24 protein-coding genes and 2 pseudogenes are annotated in these 24,644 nt (G+C 43.2%); 13 read left to right on the top strand and 13 right to left on the bottom strand.

Annotated features, from left to right (window positions below; all coding sequences use genetic code 11):
• Nucleotides 1-416: 416 nt before the first annotated feature.
• Nucleotides 417-680 carry a helix-turn-helix domain-containing protein gene (locus tag V7L05_RS01365; protein ID WP_292764399.1) on the bottom strand — a complete coding sequence of 88 codons (264 nt, stop codon included), beginning with the start codon at nt 678-680 and terminating at the stop codon, nt 417-419.
• Between the two features lie 364 nt (nt 681-1,044).
• Between V7L05_RS01365 and V7L05_RS01360 the strand changes: the two genes are divergently transcribed.
• A complete protein-coding gene (locus tag V7L05_RS01360) occupies nt 1,045-2,016 on the top strand; it encodes a carbohydrate kinase family protein (RefSeq protein WP_335161100.1) in 972 nt (323 codons plus the stop codon).
• A gap of 2 nt (nt 2,017-2,018) precedes the next feature.
• Here V7L05_RS01360 and V7L05_RS01355 read toward each other — a convergent pair whose 3' ends face one another.
• The 3 genes from V7L05_RS01355 to V7L05_RS01345 all read right to left on the bottom strand — a co-directional run bounded on the left by V7L05_RS01355 (nt 2,019) and on the right by V7L05_RS01345 (nt 4,104).
• Nucleotides 2,019-2,783, bottom strand: coding sequence for an HIRAN domain-containing protein (locus tag V7L05_RS01355; protein ID WP_335161098.1), 765 nt, complete (start codon nt 2,781-2,783; stop codon nt 2,019-2,021).
• On the bottom strand, nt 2,780-3,358 hold the full coding sequence (locus V7L05_RS01350) for a hypothetical protein (RefSeq protein WP_335161096.1): 579 nt from the start codon (nt 3,356-3,358) through the stop codon (nt 2,780-2,782). The genes V7L05_RS01355 and V7L05_RS01350 overlap by 4 nt, the downstream gene beginning before the upstream one ends.
• A 65-nt stretch (nt 3,359-3,423) precedes the next feature.
• Nucleotides 3,424-4,104 (bottom strand): polysaccharide deacetylase family protein, encoded by a 681-nt coding sequence (locus V7L05_RS01345; protein ID WP_335161094.1) that lies wholly within the window; start codon nt 4,102-4,104, stop codon nt 3,424-3,426.
• A 132-nt stretch (nt 4,105-4,236) separates the two neighbouring features.
• Between V7L05_RS01345 and V7L05_RS01340 the strand changes: the two genes are divergently transcribed.
• From V7L05_RS01340 to V7L05_RS01315, 6 genes and pseudogenes are all read left to right on the top strand, one after another.
• Nucleotides 4,237-4,392: a hypothetical protein gene (locus tag V7L05_RS01340; protein WP_335161092.1), complete on the top strand. Its 156-nt coding sequence runs from the start codon at nt 4,237-4,239 to the stop codon at nt 4,390-4,392.
• A 41-nt stretch (nt 4,393-4,433) separates the two neighbouring features.
• On the top strand, nt 4,434-5,330 hold the full coding sequence (locus V7L05_RS01335) for an RnfABCDGE type electron transport complex subunit D (RefSeq protein ID WP_335161090.1): 897 nt from the start codon (nt 4,434-4,436) through the stop codon (nt 5,328-5,330).
• A 66-nt stretch (nt 5,331-5,396) separates the two neighbouring features.
• On the top strand, nt 5,397-6,764 hold the full coding sequence (locus V7L05_RS01330) for a DUF2330 domain-containing protein (RefSeq protein ID WP_335161088.1): 1,368 nt from the start codon (nt 5,397-5,399) through the stop codon (nt 6,762-6,764).
• A gap of 394 nt (nt 6,765-7,158) precedes the next feature.
• Nucleotides 7,159-7,314 (top strand): annotated as a pseudogene (locus V7L05_RS01325) (Na+-transporting NADH:ubiquinone oxidoreductase, subunit NqrB); the annotation flags it as partial.
• A 170-nt stretch (nt 7,315-7,484) separates the two neighbouring features.
• Nucleotides 7,485-8,858 (top strand): DUF2330 domain-containing protein, encoded by a 1,374-nt coding sequence (locus V7L05_RS01320; protein ID WP_335161086.1) that lies wholly within the window; start codon nt 7,485-7,487, stop codon nt 8,856-8,858.
• Nucleotides 8,859-9,057: 199 nt separating this feature from the next.
• Complete coding sequence (locus V7L05_RS01315) at nt 9,058-9,708, top strand: sigma-70 family RNA polymerase sigma factor (protein WP_335161084.1); 651 nt, start codon at nt 9,058-9,060, stop codon at nt 9,706-9,708.
• Between the two features lie 308 nt (nt 9,709-10,016).
• Here the strand turns inward: V7L05_RS01315 and V7L05_RS01310 are convergent, their stop codons facing one another.
• Nucleotides 10,017-10,943 carry an alpha/beta fold hydrolase gene (locus V7L05_RS01310; protein WP_335161082.1) on the bottom strand — a complete coding sequence of 309 codons (927 nt, stop codon included), beginning with the start codon at nt 10,941-10,943 and terminating at the stop codon, nt 10,017-10,019.
• 151 nt (nt 10,944-11,094) lie between these two features.
• Between V7L05_RS01310 and V7L05_RS01305 the strand changes: the two genes are divergently transcribed.
• Together V7L05_RS01305 and V7L05_RS01300 are read left to right on the top strand one after the other, a co-directional pair.
• Complete coding sequence (locus tag V7L05_RS01305) at nt 11,095-12,021, top strand: shikimate dehydrogenase (protein ID WP_335161080.1); 927 nt, start codon at nt 11,095-11,097, stop codon at nt 12,019-12,021.
• A gap of 711 nt (nt 12,022-12,732) precedes the next feature.
• Nucleotides 12,733-13,935, top strand: a complete 1,203-nt coding sequence (locus V7L05_RS01300; RefSeq protein WP_335161078.1) for an alpha/beta hydrolase — start codon at nt 12,733-12,735, stop codon at nt 13,933-13,935.
• A gap of 218 nt (nt 13,936-14,153) precedes the next feature.
• Here V7L05_RS01300 and V7L05_RS01295 read toward each other — a convergent pair whose 3' ends face one another.
• Nucleotides 14,154-14,786, bottom strand: coding sequence for a hypothetical protein (locus tag V7L05_RS01295; RefSeq protein WP_335161077.1), 633 nt, complete (start codon nt 14,784-14,786; stop codon nt 14,154-14,156).
• A gap of 228 nt (nt 14,787-15,014) precedes the next feature.
• On the opposite strand from V7L05_RS01295, the gene V7L05_RS01290 reads away from it, so the two are divergent.
• Nucleotides 15,015-15,446 carry a biotin carboxylase gene (locus V7L05_RS01290; RefSeq protein WP_335161075.1) on the top strand — a complete coding sequence of 144 codons (432 nt, stop codon included), beginning with the start codon at nt 15,015-15,017 and terminating at the stop codon, nt 15,444-15,446.
• A gap of 388 nt (nt 15,447-15,834) precedes the next feature.
• Here the strand turns inward: V7L05_RS01290 and V7L05_RS01285 are convergent, their stop codons facing one another.
• The 3 genes from V7L05_RS01285 to upp form a co-directional block, all read right to left on the bottom strand.
• Nucleotides 15,835-16,086: a YggT family protein gene (locus tag V7L05_RS01285; protein ID WP_334952251.1), complete on the bottom strand. Its 252-nt coding sequence runs from the start codon at nt 16,084-16,086 to the stop codon at nt 15,835-15,837.
• A gap of 128 nt (nt 16,087-16,214) precedes the next feature.
• Complete coding sequence (locus V7L05_RS01280; RefSeq protein ID WP_335161111.1) at nt 16,215-16,568, bottom strand: hypothetical protein; 354 nt, start codon at nt 16,566-16,568, stop codon at nt 16,215-16,217.
• A 75-nt stretch (nt 16,569-16,643) separates the two neighbouring features.
• Complete coding sequence (gene upp / locus V7L05_RS01275) at nt 16,644-17,294, bottom strand: uracil phosphoribosyltransferase (RefSeq protein WP_335161109.1); 651 nt, start codon at nt 17,292-17,294, stop codon at nt 16,644-16,646.
• A 358-nt stretch (nt 17,295-17,652) separates the two neighbouring features.
• Here upp and V7L05_RS01270 point away from each other — a divergent pair.
• The 3 genes and pseudogenes from V7L05_RS01270 to V7L05_RS01260 all read left to right on the top strand — a co-directional run.
• Nucleotides 17,653-17,781: pseudogene (locus V7L05_RS01270) on the top strand (IS607 family transposase); the annotation flags it as partial.
• Nucleotides 17,782-17,862: 81 nt separating this feature from the next.
• The gene (locus V7L05_RS01265) at nt 17,863-19,089 is read left to right on the top strand and encodes an RNA-guided endonuclease InsQ/TnpB family protein (RefSeq protein WP_335161073.1); all 1,227 of its coding nucleotides are present in this window, start codon (nt 17,863-17,865) and stop codon (nt 19,087-19,089) included.
• Between the two features lie 57 nt (nt 19,090-19,146).
• On the top strand, nt 19,147-20,499 hold the full coding sequence (locus tag V7L05_RS01260; protein WP_335161071.1) for a pentapeptide repeat-containing protein: 1,353 nt from the start codon (nt 19,147-19,149) through the stop codon (nt 20,497-20,499).
• Between the two features lie 87 nt (nt 20,500-20,586).
• Here the strand turns inward: V7L05_RS01260 and V7L05_RS01255 are convergent, their stop codons facing one another.
• The 4 genes from V7L05_RS01255 to V7L05_RS01240 all read right to left on the bottom strand — a co-directional run bounded on the left by V7L05_RS01255 (nt 20,587) and on the right by V7L05_RS01240 (nt 23,956).
• Nucleotides 20,587-21,201 carry a Uma2 family endonuclease gene (locus V7L05_RS01255; protein WP_335161069.1) on the bottom strand — a complete coding sequence of 205 codons (615 nt, stop codon included), beginning with the start codon at nt 21,199-21,201 and terminating at the stop codon, nt 20,587-20,589.
• A 70-nt stretch (nt 21,202-21,271) separates the two neighbouring features.
• Nucleotides 21,272-21,901, bottom strand: a complete 630-nt coding sequence (locus tag V7L05_RS01250) for a restriction endonuclease subunit R (protein WP_335161068.1) — start codon at nt 21,899-21,901, stop codon at nt 21,272-21,274.
• A 24-nt stretch (nt 21,902-21,925) separates the two neighbouring features.
• The gene (gene map, locus V7L05_RS01245) at nt 21,926-22,711 is read right to left on the bottom strand and encodes a type I methionyl aminopeptidase (RefSeq protein WP_335161066.1); all 786 of its coding nucleotides are present in this window, start codon (nt 22,709-22,711) and stop codon (nt 21,926-21,928) included.
• 189 nt (nt 22,712-22,900) lie between these two features.
• The gene (locus tag V7L05_RS01240; RefSeq protein ID WP_335161064.1) at nt 22,901-23,956 is read right to left on the bottom strand and encodes a Gfo/Idh/MocA family protein; all 1,056 of its coding nucleotides are present in this window, start codon (nt 23,954-23,956) and stop codon (nt 22,901-22,903) included.
• Nucleotides 23,957-24,644: the final 688 nt, after the last annotated feature.

Genomic DNA, 24,644 nt, shown 5'->3' with positions numbered 1-24,644 from the left:
CATTGGGCATTGGGCATTGGGCATTGGGCATTGGGCATTGGGCATTGGGCATTGGGCATTGGGCATTGGGCATTGGGCATTGGGCATTGGTTATTTATTCTCCCCCTGCTCCCCCTGCTCCCCTGCTTCTTAAAAGTCCCCAGTCCCTTGCCCAAACCCTTAATTTTTCGTTGCTGATGCGTAAGTCCTACATCTGTTCTGCTGAATTTGGAAAGTAATTCTGATCTTTATAGTTTCCGAGTCCGAGGGTCAGCTGGCTCCACTAACATAAACTCCGGCTGAGTAAAGGACTCGGAACTTTTGGTAGAGTGTTCACACTGAAATAAAGATGTGAGGAGGGGAACAATCAGTAAACCTGATTCATTGGCTCTTTAGTGTACCAGACCAGAGCAATTACGTTGCTACTAGTAAATTGTTTATTCGATCTGGTTAGGCAGAAGACAGCAATTGACATCATTCAAACAGACTTTGCCCCACTGTAAAGCCCAGCGGACAAGAGCTACTCGATTTTCTGTCTCGGTTTTGGTGAGAATATTACTGATATGGTTATCAACTGTACGCTTGCTAATCTCCAGTTTTCCTGCAATCTCTTGGTTAGTTAAGCCAGTGGCCACTAAGTCGATAATTTGCAGTTCTCTGTCTGATAGACTAACGGGGGTCTCAGACTTGCCACCAGCCATGACTATTTCTATCCTCTGTTGGTATATGTACTTAATCGCTCTTTCTAATTCTAGAGGATTCTTTTGTTGGTAGGGCTTTCAAGTGTTAGCAGTAATACTATTGTCAATATTTTCTTTGGATTTCAAGTTGACAGAAATATAAACTCTTAAAATATTACTATATCAGAGTATACCTTATATCTACAGAGAGTTAGTATATTCACTAGGATAATTTTGGAGAGTATTAGAAGCATATATATGTTATGGGAGTAGTTAAAATTGCTATTTAATTCTATGAAGGACTGGCGACAGATTAGCAAAAATTATTGTAGATTTTATACTGTAAATTCCTAATCCCAAATCGAAATCTAAAATTGAAAATGAGATGAGCAATCCCCGTGTTTTGTGCCTTGGTGAAATTTTGTTTGATTGTTTAGCCGATCAATTGGGGCTAAAGCTGGAAGAAGTGAAATCTTGGACTCCCTACCCAGGAGGGGCACCAGCTAACGTAGCCTGTGCTTTAGTCAAGCTGGGGACATCAGCCGGATTTATCGGAGCCGTTGGTGAAGACGAACCAGGGAATGCGCTGGTGAAACTATTACAAGATGTAGGTGTAGAGACGACGGGAGTACAACGCCATCCCACAGCACCAACGCGGCAAGTTTATGTTACACGGGATCTGGCTGGCGATCGCACCTTTGCCGGATTTGGTCAATACGATACCGCAGAATTTGCCGATACTCGCCTGCAAGCTAAACAATTGCCAAATTCGCTGTTTCAAGAGGCAGATTTTCTGGTTTTGGGTACTTTGGAATTAGCCTATCCTGAAAGTGGAGAGGCAATTCACCGCGCTCTAGAGTTAGCAGAACATTACGATTTGAAGATTGTGCTGGATGTCAACTGGCGTCCTGTATTTTGGGATGAACCAAACATCGCTCATCAAAAAATTCCAGAATTATTTAAGCGAGTCGATTTCCTGAAACTTTCCAAAGAAGAAGCTGAATGGCTATTTGAAACCGCAGATCCCGGAGCCATAACTTACCGTCTGGCTTCAATTGAAGGAGTATTAGTAACAGATGGGGAAAACGGTTGCACCTACTGTCTGGGTGAGAACGAAGGCAAATTACCTGCGTTTTCCATCCCCGTAGTTGATACAACTGGTGCAGGAGATAGCTTTTTGGCAGGATTCATCCACCAACTGAGTCAGCACGGCATCCACAGCTTGCGGGATGCAGAAACAGCAAAACGCATTGTCACTTATGCCAGTGCTGTTGGAGCGCTGACTACCATTAAAGCAGGTGCGATCGCATCTCAACCTACTGCTGCTGAAGTCGAAGCTTTTCTAGCTGCACATTAACTCTAGGAACTAGCATAAGCCTCTGGGATATCAGCCACCAAAGGCTGATACTCCCGACTAGAAAATGGACGAAAATCCTCATGCCATTCTGCGGTCATATTGCACAATAAACGTAGTTGGAGTGGTGTGGGTACTGGATTAATCCGCTCAACTTTTACTTTTAGAAGTTCTGAATTTTTGTTCTTGAGTTTAAAAACATCATCCACAATATACCGAGGGCAATAACCTACGATGTGATGATCCTCAGTGCATAAGAGCAATGCACGCGGGTCATAGGGATTTTTAAATTCGTTAGCTAAATGTAACAGTTCACCTGTTTGTAATTGATTAATTCGTTCAGTTGCACAAGTAGGAAGGTGTCGCAGTCCATGTGCAAAAAAATGGATCTGGTATAAACCATTTTTATCTGGTTCTGGGCAGGGGAAAACTTCAAAATAATCTGTTACCTTGCGTCCACCACTCCGAGAAAGAATGCTAACTGGATCGTCTTCACCTTCGGGAATATTTAGCGATTCAATATAATTTTTGTAATCGGGGCGAGAGCGTCGCATTAATCGATTAGAAAACAAGGGGAACAGTTCAACTGATGTGTATTCTTTGTTTAAGTCTGGGAAGGAATACAATAGCTGAAAATTATGTTCAGTTTGAGCTTTTACAGCACCTTGCGTATATACAAATTGATATTTTTTCCCGTCAAATGTTAAGCGACCAATGGGAAGCCAAACACGACTATTAGGATCTTGCCAAGCTAAAAAAAGTGTTTTCATAGTAGGGTGTCCAGCAGCTTACTTTGATTTAATTCCAATATCTTCTGTGCAAATTCAATTGCTGTTTGCGATATGCGATTAGATGGAATACGCTCAAAAAGCTCTAACGTATCATTGCTTGACACCCTTGCTAAATTATTCAACCATATCCTCGCTGCATCTGGATACCGTTTTTGCGCTTCACAAAATGCATTAAAAGTCTTGAGAGTTTTTTGATCGCCAACTCTAGCATACAACGCAGAATTGCATTTTTCCACATACGCTTGGACAGAAAAGCCAGCGTCTTTTGTGATTAGCCTGCTTTTCCTTTTAGAATCAGACTCGTTCCTACCAAGACAGGAGGCATGGTCATAGGTTGGTGCTAAATAAATCTTCTCTTCCAAACTCATGAATGCCCAATTTTCATGGTGTCGATCGCTATTCCCAATCCAAGCATCCAAGAGTAAATACCCAACAAAAGTTTCCGTCGGATGACTAATTCCCTCTGGTGGTTTCCAATTGATAGGCAAATTAACTAAAGCATCAGCCTCTGGGGCATCTAGGGGAACGTCAATGATCTGAAACTGCTCTGGCATAATTTATGGGAAAGTCTGATTTAGAGCAAATTATTAAGTTCACCTATTTTTAAAATGTGTAACAATCAATGGTTTTTCTTAACTTGCTGCCACAGAGTATCAACGGTCACAAACTCATAGCCTTGTTGTAGCAGTTGCGGAATCAGAATTTGAATTATGGCAGCAACATCTTCTCCACCGCAAGCACCATCATGCAAAACAATCAGCGAACCATTTTTGACTTGCTGCATAACTCGCTGTACTACAGTGGTAACGCCTGGCCGCACCCAGTCTTCTGGTACAACACTCCACATAACTGGGCGGTAATTCCACTGAAAGAACAATTTTAAAGTCGCAGGTGTAAATAAACCATTGGGGGGGCGAACATCTCGCACTTGTTCAGGTTGCAGATTGCAGGCATTGTAGATGGCAGTTTGGGTTTTTTCTAAACTGTCCTTCAGGTCATTTGGGGAAAGCATGGGAAAAGAGCGATGATCGTAGCCATGCAATCCGATCCAGTGTCCGCGATCGCTAACAGATGCAGCAATGTCTGGTGAACGGTTGACGCAAACACCCAACCAAAAAAAACTCGCTGTAATGTTGTAACGGTCTAATACTGCTAAGACTTCGGGTGTGTATTGCGGATGGGGTCCATCATCGAATGTGAGGGCGATCGCTTTAGAATCGGGATTTCCACCCCAAAGGCAGTTGGGAAAACTCGGCTGGAGAATGCGGTAGAAAATTGGGAATAGGGGAGCTAACTGCATAAAGTTTTTATTTTTTCCGTAATCTTGCATAAGTACACTGATTACTTAATATGAGGCTGTTGAGCGTGCGAATCACTGCTTACCTAGCTTATATCTAAAACTTACGCACTATACAAATAGAGAGTTCTATGAATGAGCGCTGCTTATAGGTTCAAACATCAGAGCGATCGCTTTGACATGTCAATCACCACCCCAAAGTCAATTGGGAAAGGTCGTCTGGAAAATGTCAATGCTCTATTTTGTAAAAAATCTGTCAGAGCAATACTATTTGACCTAAAACTCACCTAAATTGATGATCAATCTACGAAGAAACACTGCATAAAAAGCTAATGTTGTTCAAAGATATACGAGATTATCAAATTTCATTTCTGGGCTTGTTCCTAGTCGTGGGAATCGGTACACGAGACTGGACGTTGCGACCAGAGTTAATTGGAGTATTGATTGCCACAAGTCTAGCAACCCAATGGATATTGTCATTAGTCATTAGTCATTGGTCATTGGCAAACAACAAGGGACAAATGACTAATGACAAAGGACAAATTACGAGTCTTCGTAGTGCTTTAATTACCTCACTGGGACTCAGTTTATTGTTGCGGGCTGACCACTGGACGACAATGGCAATAGCCGCAGCAAGTGCGATCGCTAGCAAATTTCTCTTCAAATTTGGTGATAAGCATTTCTTCAACCCTGGTAATTTTGGCATCATTTCCGCCTTGGTTCTGACCTCCGATGCCTGGGTTTCGCCGGGACAATGGGGTGAAGAGTGGTGGTATGCGCTCTTATTCGCCGGAACTGGCGGCATGACTTTACAACGCATTGGTCGCTGGGACACCACAGCAGCTTTTTTGGGTGCCTACTCTTTGTTAGAAGCCATTCGCAATCTCTGGCTGGGTTGGACTTGGGATGTTTACTGGCACCGGTTGATGAGCGGCTCTTTGTTGTTGTTCGCCCTATTTATGATTACAGATCCGCGATCGATCCCCAATTCCCGAATTGGGCGGGTAGTTTGGGCAGTTTGCATCGCCGGATTAACTTTCATTCTGCGGAATTATTTCTTTGTTTCCACCGCAGTTTTCTGGGCATTGTTTGCCCTTGCGCCATTGACCATTCTGATAGATGTCCTCTGGTTAGCCCCCAGGTTTGCTTGGCAAGAGGGAGATGAGGGAGACGAGGGAGATGAGGGAGATGAGGGAGCAGGGGAAGAACTTCTTACTCAGCACTCCTAATTCCTGTACAGACGCGATTAATCGCGTCTCTCAGCACTCAGCATTAAAAATCTTGAGGTATAAAAAATGAAGATTTTTCGACTTTTAACGCCATTACTATTAGCAATTGTAGCTGTTTTGTGCTTTGCACCGGCAGCTTGGGCATTTTGTGGATTCTATGTAGCTAAAGCTGATACGAAGCTGTACAACAAAGCTTCTCAGGTGGTGATCGCGCGAGATGGCAATCGCACTGTCCTAACAATGGCAAACGACTTTCAAGGTGAAGTCAAAGATTTTGCAATAGTAGTACCTGTGCCAACAGTGCTGAAAAAAGAGCAAGTTCGCGTTGCCAAACCCCAGATTATCGAGCGCCTAGATGCTTTTAGTGCGCCACGATTGGTAGAATATTTTGATCCAGATCCTTGTGCCCCAATATATTTCAAAAACTCACTAGCACAGAGCGCAATATCAGCTAATGGAGGTAATGCGGGATCTGTGAGTAGCGATCGCAGTTTAGGTGTGACAGTCGAAGCGAGTTTCAACGTCGGCGAATACGACATCGTGATCCTCAGTGCTAAAGAATCTGGCGGACTGGAAACTTGGCTCAGAAGCAATGGCTACAAAATCCCTCAAGGGGCGAAACAGTTACTTCAGCCTTACATCCGTTCCTCAATGAAATTCTTTGTTGCCAAAGTCAACTTAGATAAATTCGAGCAATCTGGCTACCAGTTACTGCGTCCGCTACAAATTTCTTATCAATCACCCAAGTTCATGCTGCCAATTCGTTTAGGCATGCTCAATGCCACGACAGAGCAGGATTTAATTGTCTATATCCTCTCGCCCGAAGGAGGGGCAGAAATCACTAACTATCGGACGGTGAAAATCCCCACCGACGCCAATATTCCGGTGTATGTCAAAAATGAATTTAATGAATTCTACAAATCCCTGTTCCAAACCGCTTACACCAAAGAAGGCAAAAGAGTCGGTTTTTTGGAATACGCTTGGGATATGGGTAGTTGCGATCCTTGTTCTGCCGATCCCCTGACCCCAGACGAACTCAAGGAAGCAGGTGTATTTTGGCTAATTAATAATTCTTCAACTAATGTACCAGCATTCCCCAATTTTGGTATTCCCTTTGTTAGCAGTAACGTCTTCATCTCCCGTCTGCATGTCCGCTACACCCGCGACACATTCCCAGAAGACTTGATTTTCCTGCAAACTGCCAACCGTGAATTTTTCCAAGGGCGTTATATTTTGCAATATCCCTTTCAAGGGGAACTTAAGTGTCAAGCAGGTAAAGAATACAAACGGTCTTTGCCCAAGCGTTTTGAACAAGAGGCGCAGACTCTGGCTAAGTTAACCAACTGGGATATCCAAGATATTCGCAAGAAAATGAAGCTGAGTGTCGGAAATCTCACATATTCCTTGTGGGAAAGTTTCTTATCCTGGTTTTGATTATATTGACTTTTTCGGGTAATTCCCGACTGTCTAAGGTCTTGTCATTACCCACATTTTTGTAACAGTCAAAGTATCGCGTAGACAGGCAATCCCGCCCAGAACTTAAGTTCAGGGCTAATAGCTCAAGTCCACTTAAGTGGACTGAAATTTTCCCTAACACACAGAGTCCAACCATCTACATGACTTAAAACCTTGTATTAAGTCCTCTTGAGAGGACTTAACCTATAAGAGAGGGAATTTATTCTAAGGCGGGTTGGCAACGAAGCCAGAGATTAAAAAGATATGGGTAAATCTATTTTGTAACAAAATCTGTAACATAAATACTATTTGAGTTAGCACTCGTCTAGATTGATGACAAATCTACGGGGAATCCCTGAATGAAAGGGTAATGTTGCTCAAAAAAGATATACGAGATGATCAAATTCTATTTCTGGGCTTGTTCCTAGTCTTGGGAATCGCTACACGAGACTGGACGTTGCGACCAGAGTTAATTGGGGTAGCGATCACCACAAGTCTAGCAACCCAATGGATATTGTCATGGGTAATAGAGAAAGAGCAAATCCCCAATCTTCGCTTGGCAAACGGGAGATGAGGGAGATGAGAGAGATGAGGGAGATGAGGGAGCAGGGGAAGAACTTCTTACTCAGCACTCCTAACTCCTGTACAGACGCGATTAATCGCGTCTCTAACTCAGCACTAAAAAAGTAGAGGTATAAAATGAAGATTTTTCGACTTTTAACGCCATTATTGTTGGCAATTGTCGCTATTTTGTGCTTTGCACCGGCAGCTTGGGCATTTTGTGGATTTTATGTAGCTAAAGCTGATACGAAGCTGTATAACAAAGCTTCTCAGGTGGCGATCGCACGGGATGGCGATCGCACTGTTATGACAATGGCAAACGACTTTCAAGGCGAGGTGAAAGATTTTGCAATAGTAATACCTGTGCCAACGGTGCTGCAAAAAGAGCAAGTTCGTGTGACTGAACCTAAGATTATCCAGCGCTTAGATGCTTTTAGTGCGCCGCGATTGGTAGAATATTTTGACTCAGATCCTTGTGCTGTAAGTGATTCGGTAGATCGACCTGCTCCAGCATCTAGAGCAGGCGCAGTCAATGAGGAAGCTAAAAAGACAAGCGATCGCAGTTTGGGTGTGACAGTTGAAGCACGTTTCAACGTCGGCGAATACGACATTTTGATCCTCAGCGCTAAAGAATCTGGCGGACTGGAAACTTGGCTTAAACGCAATGGCTACAAAATCCCTAGAGGAGCGAAACAGCTACTTCAGCCCTACATCCGCTCCTCAATGAAATTCTTTGTTGCCAAAGTAAACTTGGATAAATTTGAGAAATCTGGCTATCAGTTCCTGCGTCCCCTACAAATTTCCTACCAGTCACCTAAATTCATGCTGCCAATTCGTTTGGGCATGATCAATGCTACGACAGAGCAGGATTTGATTGTCTACATCCTCTCGCCCCAAGGAGAGGTAGAAATCACTAACTACCGGACAGTGAAAATTCCCTCCAACGCAAATATTCCCTTGTTTGTCAAAGGTGAATTTGGTGAATTCTACAAATCCATGTTTCAAACTGCCTACACCAAAGAAGATCGTAAAGTTGGTTTTTTGGAATACGCTTGGGACATGGGTAGTTGCGATCCTTGTTCTGCCGATCCCTTAACCCCAGAAGAACTCAAGCAAGCAGGCGTATTTTGGTTAGATGATTCTGCAAGTGATGTACCAGTACGCCCCAGCTTTCGTCGTTCCTCTCCTAGCAGTAACGTCTTCATCTCCCGGCTGCACGTCCGCTACACCCGCGACAAATTCCCTGAAGACTTGATATTTCAACAAACTGCTAATAGTGAATCTTTCCAAGGGCGTTATGTTTTGCAACATCCGTTCCAAGGGGAACTCAAATGTCAGGCGGGTAGAGAATATAAACGGTCTTTGCCCAAGCGTTTTGAACAAGAGGCGCAAACTCTGGCTAAACTAACCAACTGGAATATTCAAGACATTCGCAACAAAATGAAGCTGAGTGTAGGTAATCTGAGATATTCTTGGTGGGAAAATTTCCTGTCCTGGCTGGGATTATATTGAGGGGAGTAGGGAGTAGGGAGTAGGGAGTAGGGAGTAGGGAGTAGGGAAAATTTAGAGACTTGTTCATCCAGTTCAAAGACTCAAAATCCCCATTCCCCATTCCCCATTCCCCATTCCCCAACATCTTGACGAAAGGTATTTTTTAGGGCGTTGTTATACGCAATACTAAGATATTCTTGCTTTCTGCCCCAAGATTGTCATGGTTCAATTCGATGAACAGCTACGCCGCTTAGTTACCGAAGCCTGTGGACACCCGTCTGGAAGTCCTCAGCGTCAGAAGCTGCTCACGCAAATTATTCGCTTGACAGCAAGTAGACTCTGGAGGGAAAGTACTCCCTACTATCAAGATGCACTACAACAAACTTGGTTATATTTCTGCCGCAATGTTTGTGAAGGTTTGACAGGTCAAACCTATGACCCCACCTATGGCAGTGTCATCACCTGGCTGAATGCTTACTTAAAACGGAGATTACAAGACTTTTACATTAACCAGAACCGGGAACATGCCACAACAGTCCCTCTTCGGGTTCGTCAGTCTACATCGGGTGGAATAAGTGAAACTATTGATCCTGTAGATAACCTCCCAGCTATCCCCCAAGCACCTCCGATTCTGGAAGACTTGGAGATATGGGTTAAGACAGATTCTCAAGGAGAATTGCGTGGTACTTGCATTAAAGGGCATCCAGATGTGAATTGTCAGGTGTTAATTCTCAAACGCCTACCCCCGGAAGTTAGCTGGAGAGAATTATCTGAGGAATTTGGGCTGTCAATTCCGACATTAAGCAGTTTTTATCAGCGCCAGTGTTTACCACGTTTGCGTAAATTCGCCGAATTGGAAGGATTGTTATAAAAAAGGCATCTGGTGAAAAAAATATCGAGACGTAGCACTGCTCATGCGTGTCAACTTAAGCCAAAACCCTTTTAAAACCTCGTTTCTAGCCTCTGGCTAGAAATGCTCTTCAATTGCGGCTCTGTCGCAACTCCAGAGGCGGCAGCCCTCCCATTAGGTATTCCCAGTCTCTGACTGGGAATGAGATAATCTCTAAAAGCTGCTTCTAGACTGGCTTTCACGTTAAGTTGACACCAATGAACACTGCTACCTCTCTACAAGGGTTCTGGATAAAACATATTTAAATTTTGGAGATGTCTAAAGCTTATTCACTTGGTAATAGACAAAACCCAATCGCCTAAAAGTTGGTTTACTCTATCTGGTACTTCATCATGGGGACAATGACCTGCTGTTAAGAAATGTTCTGTGAGTTCAGGATAATATTGACGAAATTTTTGGGAACGTTCTCTAGGATTCATCCAAGGGTCAGCTTCTCCCCACAACATCAAAACTGGACAAGTTAATTGCTTTAGTAGCACATCAACTTTTTCCCCTTGAGGAGTGCTAAAGACTGACACAAATACATCCAACGCACCAGCGTCGTAAGCAGGGCGATAAATTTCTTCTATCAACTGGTCTGTAATCGCACTCTTATCAAGATAAACTTTTTCTAGAGTTTGGCGGATCACCCAACGTTGTCGCACGTATTGAAATAACAAAAACTGGGCTAAAGGTTGTTGAAGAATCCACTTAACACTCTCACCCAGAAGTTTCTGTAAAGAAGAGGTTTGTTTAGGTGGCTGAATTTCTGATTGTAAAGCTTCAGGCTCAGATGTCGGTTGGCTTTCGCTAAAAGGACCGGCACTATTGAGCAAAACTAAACCAGCCGCACTGTCAGGACGCTGTGCTGCCACACACAAGCCAGCATACCCACCAAGAGAATTACCCGCTAATACTGCTTTTTGACCAATTACTTCACTAATAAAATCATGGAGTTGGTCACGCCATAAGTCGCCACTATACTGTAATTTCGGTTTTGCCGATCGCCCAAATCCCAAAAGGTCGATCGCAAATACTTCAAAATTTTGACACAATCCTGTGATATTCTTGCGCCAGTGGTCTGTGGAAGCACCAAATCCATGTACCAAAAGCAAGGGCGGACGTTGCGATTGTTTTTCTCCCGCACGCACATAGTAAACGTTGTACCCTCGCCACTGCCAATATTTACCAGGAGTTGGGGCTGTAGTTGCCTGCATAATCAAAAGAAATGTTAAGTAGCTTTTAATAATTGTAGGCTAGTGGGGAGTGGGGATGGGGGAGATGAGGGGGATGAGGGGGATGAGGGGGATGAGGGAGATGAGGGGAATAACTCATGCCCAATAACAAATGACAAATGACAAATGACAAATGACTAAAGAAAGATTGATTACAGGCAAAACTAAACTGCTAGGGGTAATTGGACATCCAGTGGAACATTCGCGATCGCCACTGATGCATAATGCCGCGTTAGCGCAGCTCGTCGTTGGCGAAGCCTCTCGTAGAGAAGACATCGCACATTTAAAATTAGATTACGTTTATCTTCCCTTTCCTATCGAACCACAGAATCTAGAGATAGCGATCGCAGGTTTCGCCGCTATTGGTGTTGTCGGTTTTAATGTGACAATACCTCATAAACAGGCAATCATACCCCTTCTATCAGAAATTACACCCCTCGCTCAAGCTATAGGCGCAGTTAATACAGTTAGTCGCCAAAATAATAAATGGGTGGGGACAAACACAGATATAGAAGGATTTATCGCCCCTTTGCAAACAACCTATAAGCAGGATTGGAGCCAGAAAGTAGCGGTAATTTTGGGTAATGGTGGCGCGGCTAGAGCGGTTGTCGCAGGTTGTCATCAACTAGGTTTTGCCAAAATTTATGTGTTGGGGCGCAATGTGCAGAAATTACAAGCATTTTGCGATAGTTGGAGTAATTCACCTATAGAAGAGAATTTGCAAGTCGGTACATGGGATGAACTAGCAAAATTGATTCCTCAAGCAGATTTGCTAGTAAACACAACCCCTATCGGGATGTATCCCAAAGTTGATGAGTCGCCTTTGAGTGTTGAGGAAATAGCGAATTTACCAACGGGTGCGATCGCCTACGATTTAATATATATTCCGAAACCGACGCTATTTCTAGAGCAAGCAGAAAAACAAGGCGCAATTGCGATCGATGGATTAGAAATGCTAGTCCAACAAGGAGTAGCAGCCTTAAAAATCTGGTTGCAGCAGGAAACTATACCTGTAGAAGTGATGCGCCAAGCGTTGAGAGAGGATTTGGGCTTAGATTGATAAAGAAATAATTTCAAAGGGCGGTTAGAAACCGCGTGCCAGATGCAACAAGAGTGGCTCGCCGGGCGCCAGTCGCCTCAAGTCGGGAAACCCGCTCTTACCGCCTGGCTCCCCTTAATCCCCTGACGAAGCGTAGCTTTGGCGGGGTGGGGTTCTTCGGGTTTAATAAGTAATCAAGCGGATATGATATTACTCATCTCCGTGGGTTACAAACCCTCAATTTTTTCTTATACCATTTCTTTGTGAGGCTGCGCCAAACCCTTTTAACTTCTTCCTTTGCGTCCTTTGCGTCCTTTGCGGTTCGTTTTTCTTTCTTGTACTTAAATATGGTTTAGCGCATCTTCATACAGAATTGGTATTAGTCCGCGAAGGCGGACGAGAGTTTGTGTAGCCGCGAATTCTATGAGACTGTTGGCGAATTGATCGGAGGTCTAACCCATCAGCCCCAATCCATCTTAATTTCTTTAATTTCAGTGCGTTTCAACGTACTTTAGCTATTAGCCCGCAATTTATTGCAGGGCGGGAAAGCAACGCAAAGCCGAGGTTTTAGGGCTGGGGGGTTTAACCCCTCACTTATTCGCCAACAGTCTCATTCTATTCGCCAGGGCTACAGCATCGTCTATTTAACTGAAAATAGCTGTAACTATTGCCAACCTGAGCATTTGCGAATAAATTGTACTTCTTTAAGTCGTTATTACCGCACTTTAATTTATGTTTGCTAAACCAAAAATACTTTTATCATGGCTTGCATTATTACTCAGTTTTGCAAGTCTATTTCTTAGTTCTTGGATTATTCTTCCGGCTCCAAATATGTTTTTACTCACCCTAGCAGTGGGAGCGCCAGAAGTCAGTCCTTGGTTATTATTATTAAATTTGCTCTCTTTATTACTTTCTTTGTTCTACATTCGTCGCCGTCAACTACAACGCCTAGCTTGTATTTTCAGTTTAATAGGATTGCTAATTTGTGGATGGGTGCTAGTGAATATCCCACTAACTCAAATACAGATGGCTAAAGCAATGAAACAAGGGTTGGGAGCAGATTATCTAGAGCAAATTCCAGTCCAAGTAAGTGCTAAGATGCAAACCCATCCCTTTAACTTAGTTAATTTATTTCGCGGTATTCCATTAGGTAAAACGCGTCATCAAAAAGATATTCTCTTTGCTTCTCCTGCGGGAGTGCCTTTAAAAATGGAAGTTTACCAACCCTCAAAAGTGGGGAAATATCCAACAGTGGTAGTAATTTATGGTGGAGCTTGGCAATATGGCAATCCTCATGCAAATGCCGAGTTTAATCAATATCTTGCTAATCATGGATATACGGTATTTGCGATCGACTATCGACACGCACCTAAATATCGGTTTCCATCTCAGTTAGATGACGTGCGTACATCTCTAAATTTTATTCGTAAACATGCAGCCGAATATGAAGCTGATTCTGAACGTATGGTACTTTTAGGACGTTCTGCGGGAGCGCATTTAGCAATGTTAGCGGCTTATCAAACAGATGCACCACCGATTCGTGGTGTGGTGAACTATTACGGGCCTGTTAACTTAACTGAAGGATACAAAACACCGCCAAATCCCGATCCCATCAACACTCGCGCTGTTTTAAAAGCATTTATTGGTGGTTCTTTAGAAGAATTGCCTAATCAATATAAAATTGCTTCACCGATAAATTACATGACGCACCCTTTACCGCCAACTTTATTAATTTACGGTAGTCGTGACCATTTGGTAGAAGCGCGATTTGGCAGACAAATGTATAAACGTTTACATGACTCTGGTAATACTGCGGTTTTTCTAGAAATTCCTTGGGCAGAACACGCTTTTGATGCCGTTTTCAACGGTGTGAGCAATCAATTAGCGTTGTATCATACCGAGAGGTTTTTGGCTTGGGCGTTGTTCAAGCAATGATTTTATTAACATACAGCAGCAGTCAGAGTATAAAGACTCATCAACGAGTATCAAAGACTCATTAACGGAGTTCTGATGTGGATGAACGGAGTTCCGATGTGGATGAACGGAGTTCCGATGTGGATGAACGGAGTTCCGATGTGGATGAACGGAGTTCTGAGACTCAATTAGATTTACTCAGCACTCAGCACTCAGCACTCAGCACTCAATACTCAGCACTACTTTTGAGGCCAACGCCAATTGTAGCGATTCCATTCGTAGATTCCTTGAATTTCATACTCAGCACCATTGAAGAAGCGGACGACACAATTAGTAGAGGAATCATCGCGTAGGCGTAGCCCGTCGTAGACATCGCTAATTTCCTCGATCTGAATCACCATACAGGGAAACCATTCGCGCTTACAAGGCCCATCCTCTTGCACCCATTCCCATAGTGCATTGGAAACTTCAATGCGATCGCCTACTCTCAGCTTTAGTGCATCCTCAAAATAAGAATACTTATCAAAATGACATGACTCAACACGATTGAGCCACTGTAAACCATAGCGTTTGCGAATAAATTGTACTGTTCCAGAGTCATTTTCCAGCAGCCAGTCGTTGAGTAGTTGCACTTTCCAAGTGCGGTTGCGTTGTTCTTCATCCTTAACAAATTGTAAAAATGCTTCTAACTCCTCTGCGGTAAGTTCGTCTAAGGGATTAGCAATACCTGATGCCCCAGAGGGAGAATTTCCCTGAATTTGCTCTATCACTTGCAGTAATATCTGCTTTTGCGTGTCAGTGAGAGGACAGCTTACTGCATCACAACGATTAAAGGCTGCAAGCATAGCTGCTTCAATCTCATCTGGAGTCATAAGTTAATAGGAATTGAGGGTTTATTTCCCTAATTATTACAAATGTTAAATTAAAGTCTCCAATCCCCCTGTAGCTAAATTCAGGTAAGCTGAGGTTGTAAGTTATATAGCATCTTCAAAAATAAATGTAGAGAAGTAGCACTGCTACGTCTCTACAAGGGTTCTGGATAACGCATATTTAATTTCTGGAGATGTTATTGTTTGTTAAATTAAGTCACGGGGTATTTTATGCGGTTGCGCTCACTCACGGTCGTTTTTATTTCCTGTCTGATCACCTTTCTATCGTGGGCGATCGCTCCCCCAGTTGTAGCCCTGACACAGATTAAACTATTTGATGTTTCTTATAAAGATTGCCCACCAGAACTAGCACAAGGGGCTGTTATCAGTAGTGGTAGCGCAGCTGCCAATTGTTTTATGGTCATTGGCAAAGCCGAAAATGGCACTTACAAAACAGTCTACGACGCAGATATTTTTGGACGCATCTATGATGCCAACAATGACTCGGTGATGCAAAACCGCACTCGCTTAGGTTCTATTGCTGAGGTACCACCAGGCATTAGCGATTTTGAATTGAGAATTTCTGTACCTGCGAATCAGCCGTTACCTTTGAAGCTAAAGCAATTTAAAGCAGCCGGATTTAGCGGTCAAGTCCGGCGTTAAAATAATTCGTAATTCGTAATTCGTAATAGAGCCTCCGGCACGCTACGCGAACGTAATTAAGTTTTGTGACGGGGATTTCAATTAGGCTTCAATTCGCGCTGGCAATTGATAGCAGGGGACTTAAACCCCCAAACTTTGTTAAGATAGGACTCGTATTTGATTTTTGAAAAAAATCAGTACACCCCGAAAAGGCTTCTTCTCCACTCCCCACTCCCCACTCCCTACTCCCTACTCCCTACTCCCTGTCTACGCAAATAATTATGGCTACGCCACGCTGCGCGAACAAAAATCAAAGCAGACTGCTATAGATACTTTAAAAAGTCTGGACTAATTAGCCCAGACCTAAAATTCTTTACTTGAAGTGGAGGAAAATGCAAGTTCTGTGTTACTAGACGGCTTGTAGACCACCACCTACTACTTGAAGCAGTATAATAGCTAACATTGGCGAAAAATCCATACCGCCTAATGGGGGAATGATTGAGCGGAACAGATTCAGATAAGGGTCGGTTATCTGGCTCAAAGCGGCAAATGGTTGGTTGTACCAGTTGATATTGGGGAACCAGGTCAATAAAACCCGAATAATTAGCAAAACAGTATAAATCTGGATGAAAGTAGCCAGAGTGGTAATCAGAAGGTACATAGATTTATTGGTTTCCTACTTAAGTTTCAAACGCGGTCTTATCTTTTAATTTTAATTTAGTCCATGTCATCGTGTCTGCGGATTCCACATTTATCACACTTGACACTTTCACCACGCCTGACCAAATCTCAGGAGTCTTTAGTGAGGGAGCGATCATGGGTTGTTTCGGGTGAACTGCCATTGACATTTCCCAGTTGGTTCCGCACTTCATCAATTGTGGTATTTAGCTGGGCAATTTTATCTTCTAGCGATCGCCGGGCTGTTTCTATACCAATATTCTGACTTTCTGAGGCTTTCATCTGACGTCGCTTTGCTGCTATTTTCTTAGCTTCGGCTTGGCTATCTGTCAGTTCTGTCTCCTCCTCTGTGAGCAATTCTGGCTCGCGTCGAGAAGCAATTAGTGCCCCGATAACACCGCCAAATACGCCACCAACAAACGCCCCGGCTAAAAAACCACTACCAAAACCATCTCGCTGACTCATATCTTTACCGCCTTCAACAAACCTTGCAACTTTTACAGTAGTTATGCTATTTTCCTGCCCTAGCTGCATACTAGCTTAAGTCCCAAAGATGCGATCGCCAGCATCTCCCAATCCCGGTACAATATATCCCTTGTTGTTCAGTTTTTCGTCAATAGTCGCCGTGTAAATTATTAAACCTGGATAAGCTGCACTCAGTTTTTGCAAAGCTGGTGCAGCCGCCACTACACAAACAATCCGGCTCAGGGCTGGATCAGCACCCCGTTGTGTTAATTCTGCCATTGCCGCCATGATCGACCCTCCTGTTGCCAACATTGGATCGGTAATTAACACTCGTGTTTGGGGGTCAAATTTTTCTGGTAACTTGTTCAGATAACAATGAGGTTGCAGTGTCTCTTCGTCTCGTGCCAAGCCCAGATGATAAATCGATGCTAAAGGTAATAAAGTCTGCGCTCCCTCAAGTAATCCTAGTCCAGCCCGCAGAATCGGTACTACTGCTATAGGCACCTGCGGATCAATCACCGTTGCTGGACAGATATCCAAAGGACTCTGCACCGATATTTCTTGGGTCGGCAACCAGTCTCGCACAGCTTCATAAGTCAGCCATCTTCCCAACTCGGTCATGGCACTCCGAAATAATACTGAAGGTGTGCCTGCATCACGGGCAACTGCCAGCCAGTGTTTGATCAGAGGATGGGGTGGAACATAAACGCGCAATTGTAGCGTCATAGCCAGAAATAGGAGCCTTTTTATTGTATCAGAACTGAAACACCATAATACTCTTTCCTGCATCCGGCTGACAGCTAAAATTAACCTGAGTTCGATACATTTGGTCTGACCTGCTGTCACAAGCTGTATTCTGGTGCAACTTTGAGCTTCTGGCAATTTCTGATAAAACAGATGTTAACTCATCCCCCGGCTTGAAGCCAGGGGCAAATCGAAGTCATTAGTCATTAGTTGTTAGTACCAATGACTAATAACTAATGACTAAATCGGCGGGCGGCTATTCCTCCCATCCCTTGAAGGGATGGGAGGAATAGCCGATTTTCGTTGATCTGACTCTGCTGGGGTAAGGAAGTGTTCGGTTGAGCAAGAGCTAGTCACAGACATGATTGAACTAATCACCGTATTCTCAGCACGTCTATATGGCTCACCTAGTGGCAAAAACAAAAATCTACTGGATAATGTGGCTAAAGTCGTACAAGAATCTAGCTAAATATGTTGATGTTGGGTAGATATGGGGATATAGATATGGGGATATATTAGAGAAGTCAGCAAAACATTGAATGGTATTACGATGTTACTCAGTTTTAGAACAGCATTAATACCTAACAACAAGCAGATAACAGCTTTCCGTAAAGCTTCTGGCACTGCACGACACGCCTATAACTGGGCTAATGCTGCAATCATAGAGATTTTAAAAGTGCGGGAAAATGATAAATCTGTCAAGATTCCGTCTGCAATTGACTTGCATAAGAGATTAGTTGCAGAGGTGAAATCTCAACATGATTGGTATTACGAAGTTAATAAGAATATCCCACAAAAAGCAATAACCGACTTACGCCAAGCGTGGGATAGATGCTTTAAAAAAGTGTCTAAACAACCCAGATTCAAGAAAAAAGGTCAGCGTGATTCTTTTTATTTGGAATCTGGGACTAAAGCTAAACCAGCAATAAAAAATGATGAATTGCGTGTAAAACTTCCTACTATTGGATGGGTGAGATTAGCCGAACCATTACCAGTTACAGCTATTCATAATTGCGTTATTAGTCGGCAAGCTGATAGATGGTTTATAGCCATCAAATACGAAATAGAACAGCCTATTATCAATGCTGAACGCCCTACTGTGGGCGTTGACATAGGTATCAAAGAATTAGCTGTTACTAGCACAGGTATTGTATTCTCTAACCCCAAAGCTTACCGTCGGCTCAATAAGCGTTTAAAGCGCTCACAGCGTCGTGTAAGCAAGAAATTTATTGGTTCTAAGAATCGTGCTAAAGCTGTTAAAAAGCTTGGCAAGTTACACGCTAAAGTGTCAAATATCCGCAAGGATGCTATCCACAAATTGACTCAGTATTTAGCTAAAAACCACAGCGTCATAAAGATAGAAGACTTGTCAATCAAAGCATTCCTCAAAAACCATAAATTAGCAGGCGCAATTGCTGATTGTGGTATGTACGAGTTTCGCCGTCAGTTAGCATACAAAACTGAGAAATTCTCTAGCCAATTGGTTTTGGTTGATAGGATGTTTCCTAGCTCTCAAATTTGCTCTAACTGCGGTAATCATCGACATAAGATGCCACTTAAGAACCGCGTTTATATCTGTCCTGACTGCGGTCACATTGAGGATAGAGACTTAAACGCTGCCAAAAACATAGACCGATGGTTTGAGAATATTTTTATTCCTGAACGGTCAGAAACGGTAAGCTCTACCGGGATAGCCTGCGGAGTGGACAAACCTCTTAGGAATCATCCTAAGACCACTGTGAAACAGGAAGTTAACTCCAAAACTACTTTTGGCTAGTTTTGTCTAGACTTAGGTAGTTTTGGGTAGGTTTAACCGAGCGGCAAAATAGAAAACATGACGATTGAATCCAATTCTTCAAATCTACCAACCCCAGAACCAGTCCCCCAAAACGATTTGCAACCAGATGACTTTGACGGTAGTGCAACTGAGAAGAACCTAAGCTCAGAAGTACTGGCGACACAACAAGCTCTAGCAGCGATCGCATCTTTACAATCTCCCCAACATACAACTGCTCTCAAAGAAGCCCGTTCTGACTTCAAGCAACCCACTAGCAATCAATTTGCAGTTAAGCCGAGGGCATTGCTGATTACTCTAATAGCGATCGCTATCACCTTTATTGGAGTTATCCTGAATAACTGGCTCATCGGCATTATCGGAACGCTGATGACTTTGCTGTTATCCCTAGCGATATTATTACCTTGGTTCCTAGAAGTTTTAAACGAGTGGTTTTCACCCCAAGAACGCACGCTATTTGTGGCCTTTTTGGGACTAATAGTAGCGATTATCGGCTTGATCAGGTTCACCGGTGTCGGCGATCGCTTGCTACTTTGGGGACGCCAAATTAACTGGGAAATTGCTGGAACTCTTGCAGAATGGTTTGGCGCTTTGGGGCAAATTTTCATCGCGATCATTGCCGTTTACGTAGCATGGCGACAATATGTTATTTCCAAAGACTTGACAATTCAGCAAAACCTGCTAACAGTTCAGCAAAATATTATTACTCAGCAACAGACGATTGATTCCTATTTCCAAGGCGTTTCAGACTTAGTATTAGATGAAGAAGGATTATTAGAAGATTGGCCTCAAGAGAGAGCGATCGCTGAAGGACGTACTGCGGCAATTTTAAGTAGTGTTGATGGCAGTGGTAAAGCGAAAATTCTCCGCTTTCTCTCACGTTCCAAGTTGCTGTCACCCCTAAAACGCGATCAACGATTAGGTCGCCCCATTCTCGACGGAAGTGGCGGATATGCAGAAGACCGTCTGGAAGGTGTGCGTGTCATTGATTTAGGCGTAACGCTAGCCGCAGCAGACCTTTCTGGTACTGATTTGCGTTGGACTGACCTCAGCGAAGCTAATCTTGTCCGCGCTAATCTGTCCAGTTGTGATTTAGTAAAAGCCAATCTGTCCCGCACAATTTTATATAATGCTAATCTCAGTGGTGCTGACATGAATGGAGTTCGCCTATTTTACGGTGTAGTGGACAAAGCATCACCCCGCAGTCGCACTGAACGACCAGATTATCAAACCGGCGAACACACTGGCGCTGTGGTAGAAAATGCCGATTTCACGAATGTGCAACGGATGTCTGAGTCTACACGTTGCTACTGTTGCACTTGGGGTGGCCAAAAAACCAGAGGTACTATTCCTGGTGGTTGTGAAGGTATTCCTAATAAGTTGGGACGATAATTATAGTTCCAAATCACATAGTCAAATATAGTCAGACATTTGTGAAATTGGATTTCAGCAGTTTAAATATTTCTCCCCAGAGAGCGCCTAGCGACCCGCGACAAATATCTGTTCTGCGGTCAAATTCAGGTCTGGAAATGTTTGGGAGATGAGGCGTTCTGTTCCCCTAAACTGTTGTCCTTCATAAGTTCCATTGACTAAGTGATAAATCGTGATCACAGGTTGTTTAGACGAGCCGATGTAGCGTTTGCCTCCTAGCCCTAGATAATCTGCGATCCAATACTCCCCAATGCCTAATGTTTCGTAGTCTTCCACTTTCCGGGCATAGTCATTTTGCCAATTGCTACTGACAACCTCCACTACTAATTTAACAGATTTGCCTAGTGTAATAACTGGCTCAGTTTTCCATAATGGCTCATTCGCCAAAGCTGTCTGATCAAGAATCACAATATCAGGTCTAAAGGCTGAATTTTGACCTAATGGTTTAATCAGGCATTTCATCGGAATAAACCAAGGCAAGTTAAGCAGATCAATTGCTACATTGAGCTTACGATTAATTAACCCAGTTACCTGTTGATGAAGTCCAGTGGGTTCCAAGTCGATTAGTTCTCCATCGATTAACTCGTAGCGTAGATCATCCAGATAGCCAGCAACGAATTTCTCAGAACTAAGAGTACCTGTATTAATAGTGGCTGATACCATAGAGATTTATGCTTCCAGGTTCAGAACTAGAGCAGATATTGCTGCTCTTAATTATTCTAACTACCTTTGATCAGGCAAAAGTCAATTGACTAATGCGCTTCAAAATCTGGAGTACATTATATAACTCATTGCCACGGTTACGGACATCAAAAATATCTGAAGTGGCATAGCGAGGAGGATGATCTTTGAGCAGTTTAATGAACATAAAACTGCCACCAGAAGTAATCATGCCAAATACTACATCTTGTGACTGGGGAGCAGCTAGCATATATGCCAGAATTTGGTCAAGTCCTGCTTCTACCGAATAAGCAACCTGTTTAGACTCAATAACTGTTACCCAGAATTTTTGATTGAGAAGTAAGAAGTCAATTCGTCCTTTGATGATAGTTTGGTTGTCTTGGGTTTCAATCTCGATAGATTTCTCTAATTTGAGGTGAAAAGGAGGTAAATAAAACTTGCCAATGAATAGCAGTGGGGATAAAACAATCGTGTTGACTGTATTTTCTAATAAAGGCGGATAGTTTCGTAAATTTATGTAACCTGCCTTTATTTGATCTAATAGCTGCTTTTCTAAACTTGTCAGTTCTGGTAGGTCATCTTGCCACTCTCGAAAGAATTCTTCCGAATCAACTAACTCTAATCCATAGAGCAATATTAGTTGCTCAAGTGTGACGTTTTCCGCAGCAAGAGTTTGAACCATTATGTTAATCAAGTAGTAGAAAAATCAACTAGCCCAGTAATTCTCGCCTTCAGGTAGGGTGAGGATTTCAACGCCATCTTCAGTTACAGCTAAGGTATGCTCACATTGAGCAGAAAGTTTGCGATCGCGCGTCACAGCAGTCCATTTATCGCCCAAAACCTCGACTTCGTAAGTACCTTCATTAATCATTGGCTCAATGGTAAAAACCATCCCTGGTCTGAGGCGCTTGCCTTTACCGCGTGTGCCATAGTGGGGAACATCCGGCGCAGTGTGGAAAATGTTACTGATGCCGTGTCCCACGAAATCTCGCACCACAGAAAAGCCTTGGGCTTCAGCATACTCTTGAATGGCTGCACCAATGTCTCCAATGCGTCCCCCTGGTTTAACTTCAGCAATACCCAGGCGCAAACACTCTTCTGTCACCTCTACCAGCTTTCTGGTTTTTGGGGAAGGAGTCCCAACAAAAAATGTCTTGGATGTATCGCCGTGATAACCCTCAACAATCGGCGTGACATCAATATTAATGATGTCACCTTCCTTGAGAATTTGCTTGGCGTTGGGAATGCCGTGACAGATTACCTCATTTACACTGGTGCAAATCGACTTAGGATAACCCTTATAGCCAAGGGGTGCGCTTTTTGCTCCATGCGCTTGCGTCCAACGTTCGGCTTCATCATTGAGTTCGAGAGTGCTAACCCCTGGCTTCACGAACGGTTCCAGATGCTGGAGAAGCTTGGCTGCTAAACGTCCAGCTTGACGCATTTTGTCTAATTCGCGTTGGGATAAAATAACAATTAGTTCAGTTTTCATCAACTTTTTTCATCAACTTTTATAGAAACACTTGGTAAGGGTAAAACTCAGTCCCTTTTGTCAACAAACAACGGTTTGGTTTAAATCCCCGGCTACAAGAGAAGCCGTTAGTATGTAAGTCTTGTTCTGTCTTGCAAAGTTGCTCCTCTTGGGGATACCCCAAGACCACAATACAGCGCTAAATTCCCGTTACAAAATTGTACTTCCGACTTCCGACTTCCGACTTCCGACTTCTTTAACTAAAGTATCTTTCATAAATATAGTTATCCCTGTCTGTGCAGCTCTTTGTGCAGCATCAGCAACCTTTAGGGTATACAAGCTCTCCTCTGGGGTAACGTACAAAGGAGTGCCATCAAAAAGATGGTCTAACACCATACTCGTGTCTTTGGCGAACAAACCCCGGCGAGGTCCAACCTCTATAGGTATTGTTTCCCCTGGCTGGATCAGAAATCCTGTGTCGCCATCAAAAATTAAACCACCTTTTTCCCCGTGAACTTCAAACTTGCGTTCTGATTGCCAAATACTTTCGCCTTTGCCATAAACTACTTGGGCTAAAAGTCCACTGTTAAAGCAAAGGTCACTAGTGCAGAAACAGGTTTGGTAATATTCCGGTTCTATTTCCCAATATCGCTGGTGACAGTTAACTGTAAATACTTTACCAAACAAATCAGTGAGACGATGTAGGCGAGACAGGGCACCAATTAACGGAAAGCCGAACAACTCGTGGTTATAAGTCCATTTGCGGGGTGCAGGATTCTGGGCATTGATAGTGCTGTAGCGAACATAAAACACCTCACCAATTTTGGCTAAGTTTTCCTTCAAGGCTTGATGTAAACCACCCAAAATTTCTAGATGTTCAACGTGCAGAAGTTTTTGTTGGGCTTTGGCTAAGGCAATCAGTTCTTCAGCTTCGACTACATCCAATGAAAGGGGATACTCTACAATTACGTGTTTGCCGTTGGTAAGGGCTGCACGAGCGATCGCACCATGATCTCGATTAATAGTGCAAATCACTACTAGGTCTATATCTTCACGCTCTACTAGCTCTTGCCAAGAACTCAACGCTTCAATCTGATATTGTTTGGCAAAGGTTTCTGTTTTTTCTGCCCAATGACCAACAACTGCGACTAAATGCGATCGCTGATCGTCAAGAAATGCCTTAGCCCGAAACTTTGCCGCATAGCCAGTACCTACCAAACCTACACGCACTCTTGCTTTTTCCAAAGCTGCTTCTGGATTATACATGATCTTCACTAGTTCTGTTTTTCATCCTGCCAGTTTCCTAAAAGGCGCTAATTTACAAGCGTCTAACCCCAAAAAATCAGGTGATTAAAAAATCTGATCCAATAATTATCATAGCGATCGCAGAGCGTCTTGTAGAGAAGCGCAGAAAGCACTTACAGCGCATTTCAAGGAAGGTGAGGTACACAACCAAAGTCTCAAACCCTGGTGTAAAAGCTGTTTTACTTCTGAATTCTGACCCCTGAATTCGGAATTCTGCTGTAAATTTACGGAGTCCTTGCGGTAATTTTTTCGATTACCAACTTAAAGCTTATTTCTCGCTCATAATAATATTGACAAAATCTCTACCTGCTCGAATGAAACATCTCTGCTTTTTAAGGGAAGTTGAGGATCTCTTCTGCGTAAGTCCGACAAAATATCAACAAAAATCGGCGGGAATACCATCCCTTCAAGGGGTGGGAGGGATAGCCGCCCGCCGATTTAGTCATTAGTCAAAAGTCATTGGTCATTGGTACTAATGACCAATGACCAATGACTAATGACTTCGATTTGCCCCCGGCTTCAAGCCGGGGGATGAGTTAATGGCATTAATCCTATTCATGTTTTTTCATCCCTAAGATAGTTTTTTTTAATCACAGCCTGACTAGGGCAGGAAATAATATAAATAAAACTTATCAGGATTAAGCAACTA

This window comes from Nostoc sp. (assembly GCF_036917755.1).
Classification (GTDB): Bacteria; Cyanobacteriota; Cyanobacteriia; order Cyanobacteriales; family Nostocaceae; genus Nostoc.
Note: the sequence above shows the minus strand (reverse complement) of the source record. Positions and strands in the feature narration are given on the sequence as shown.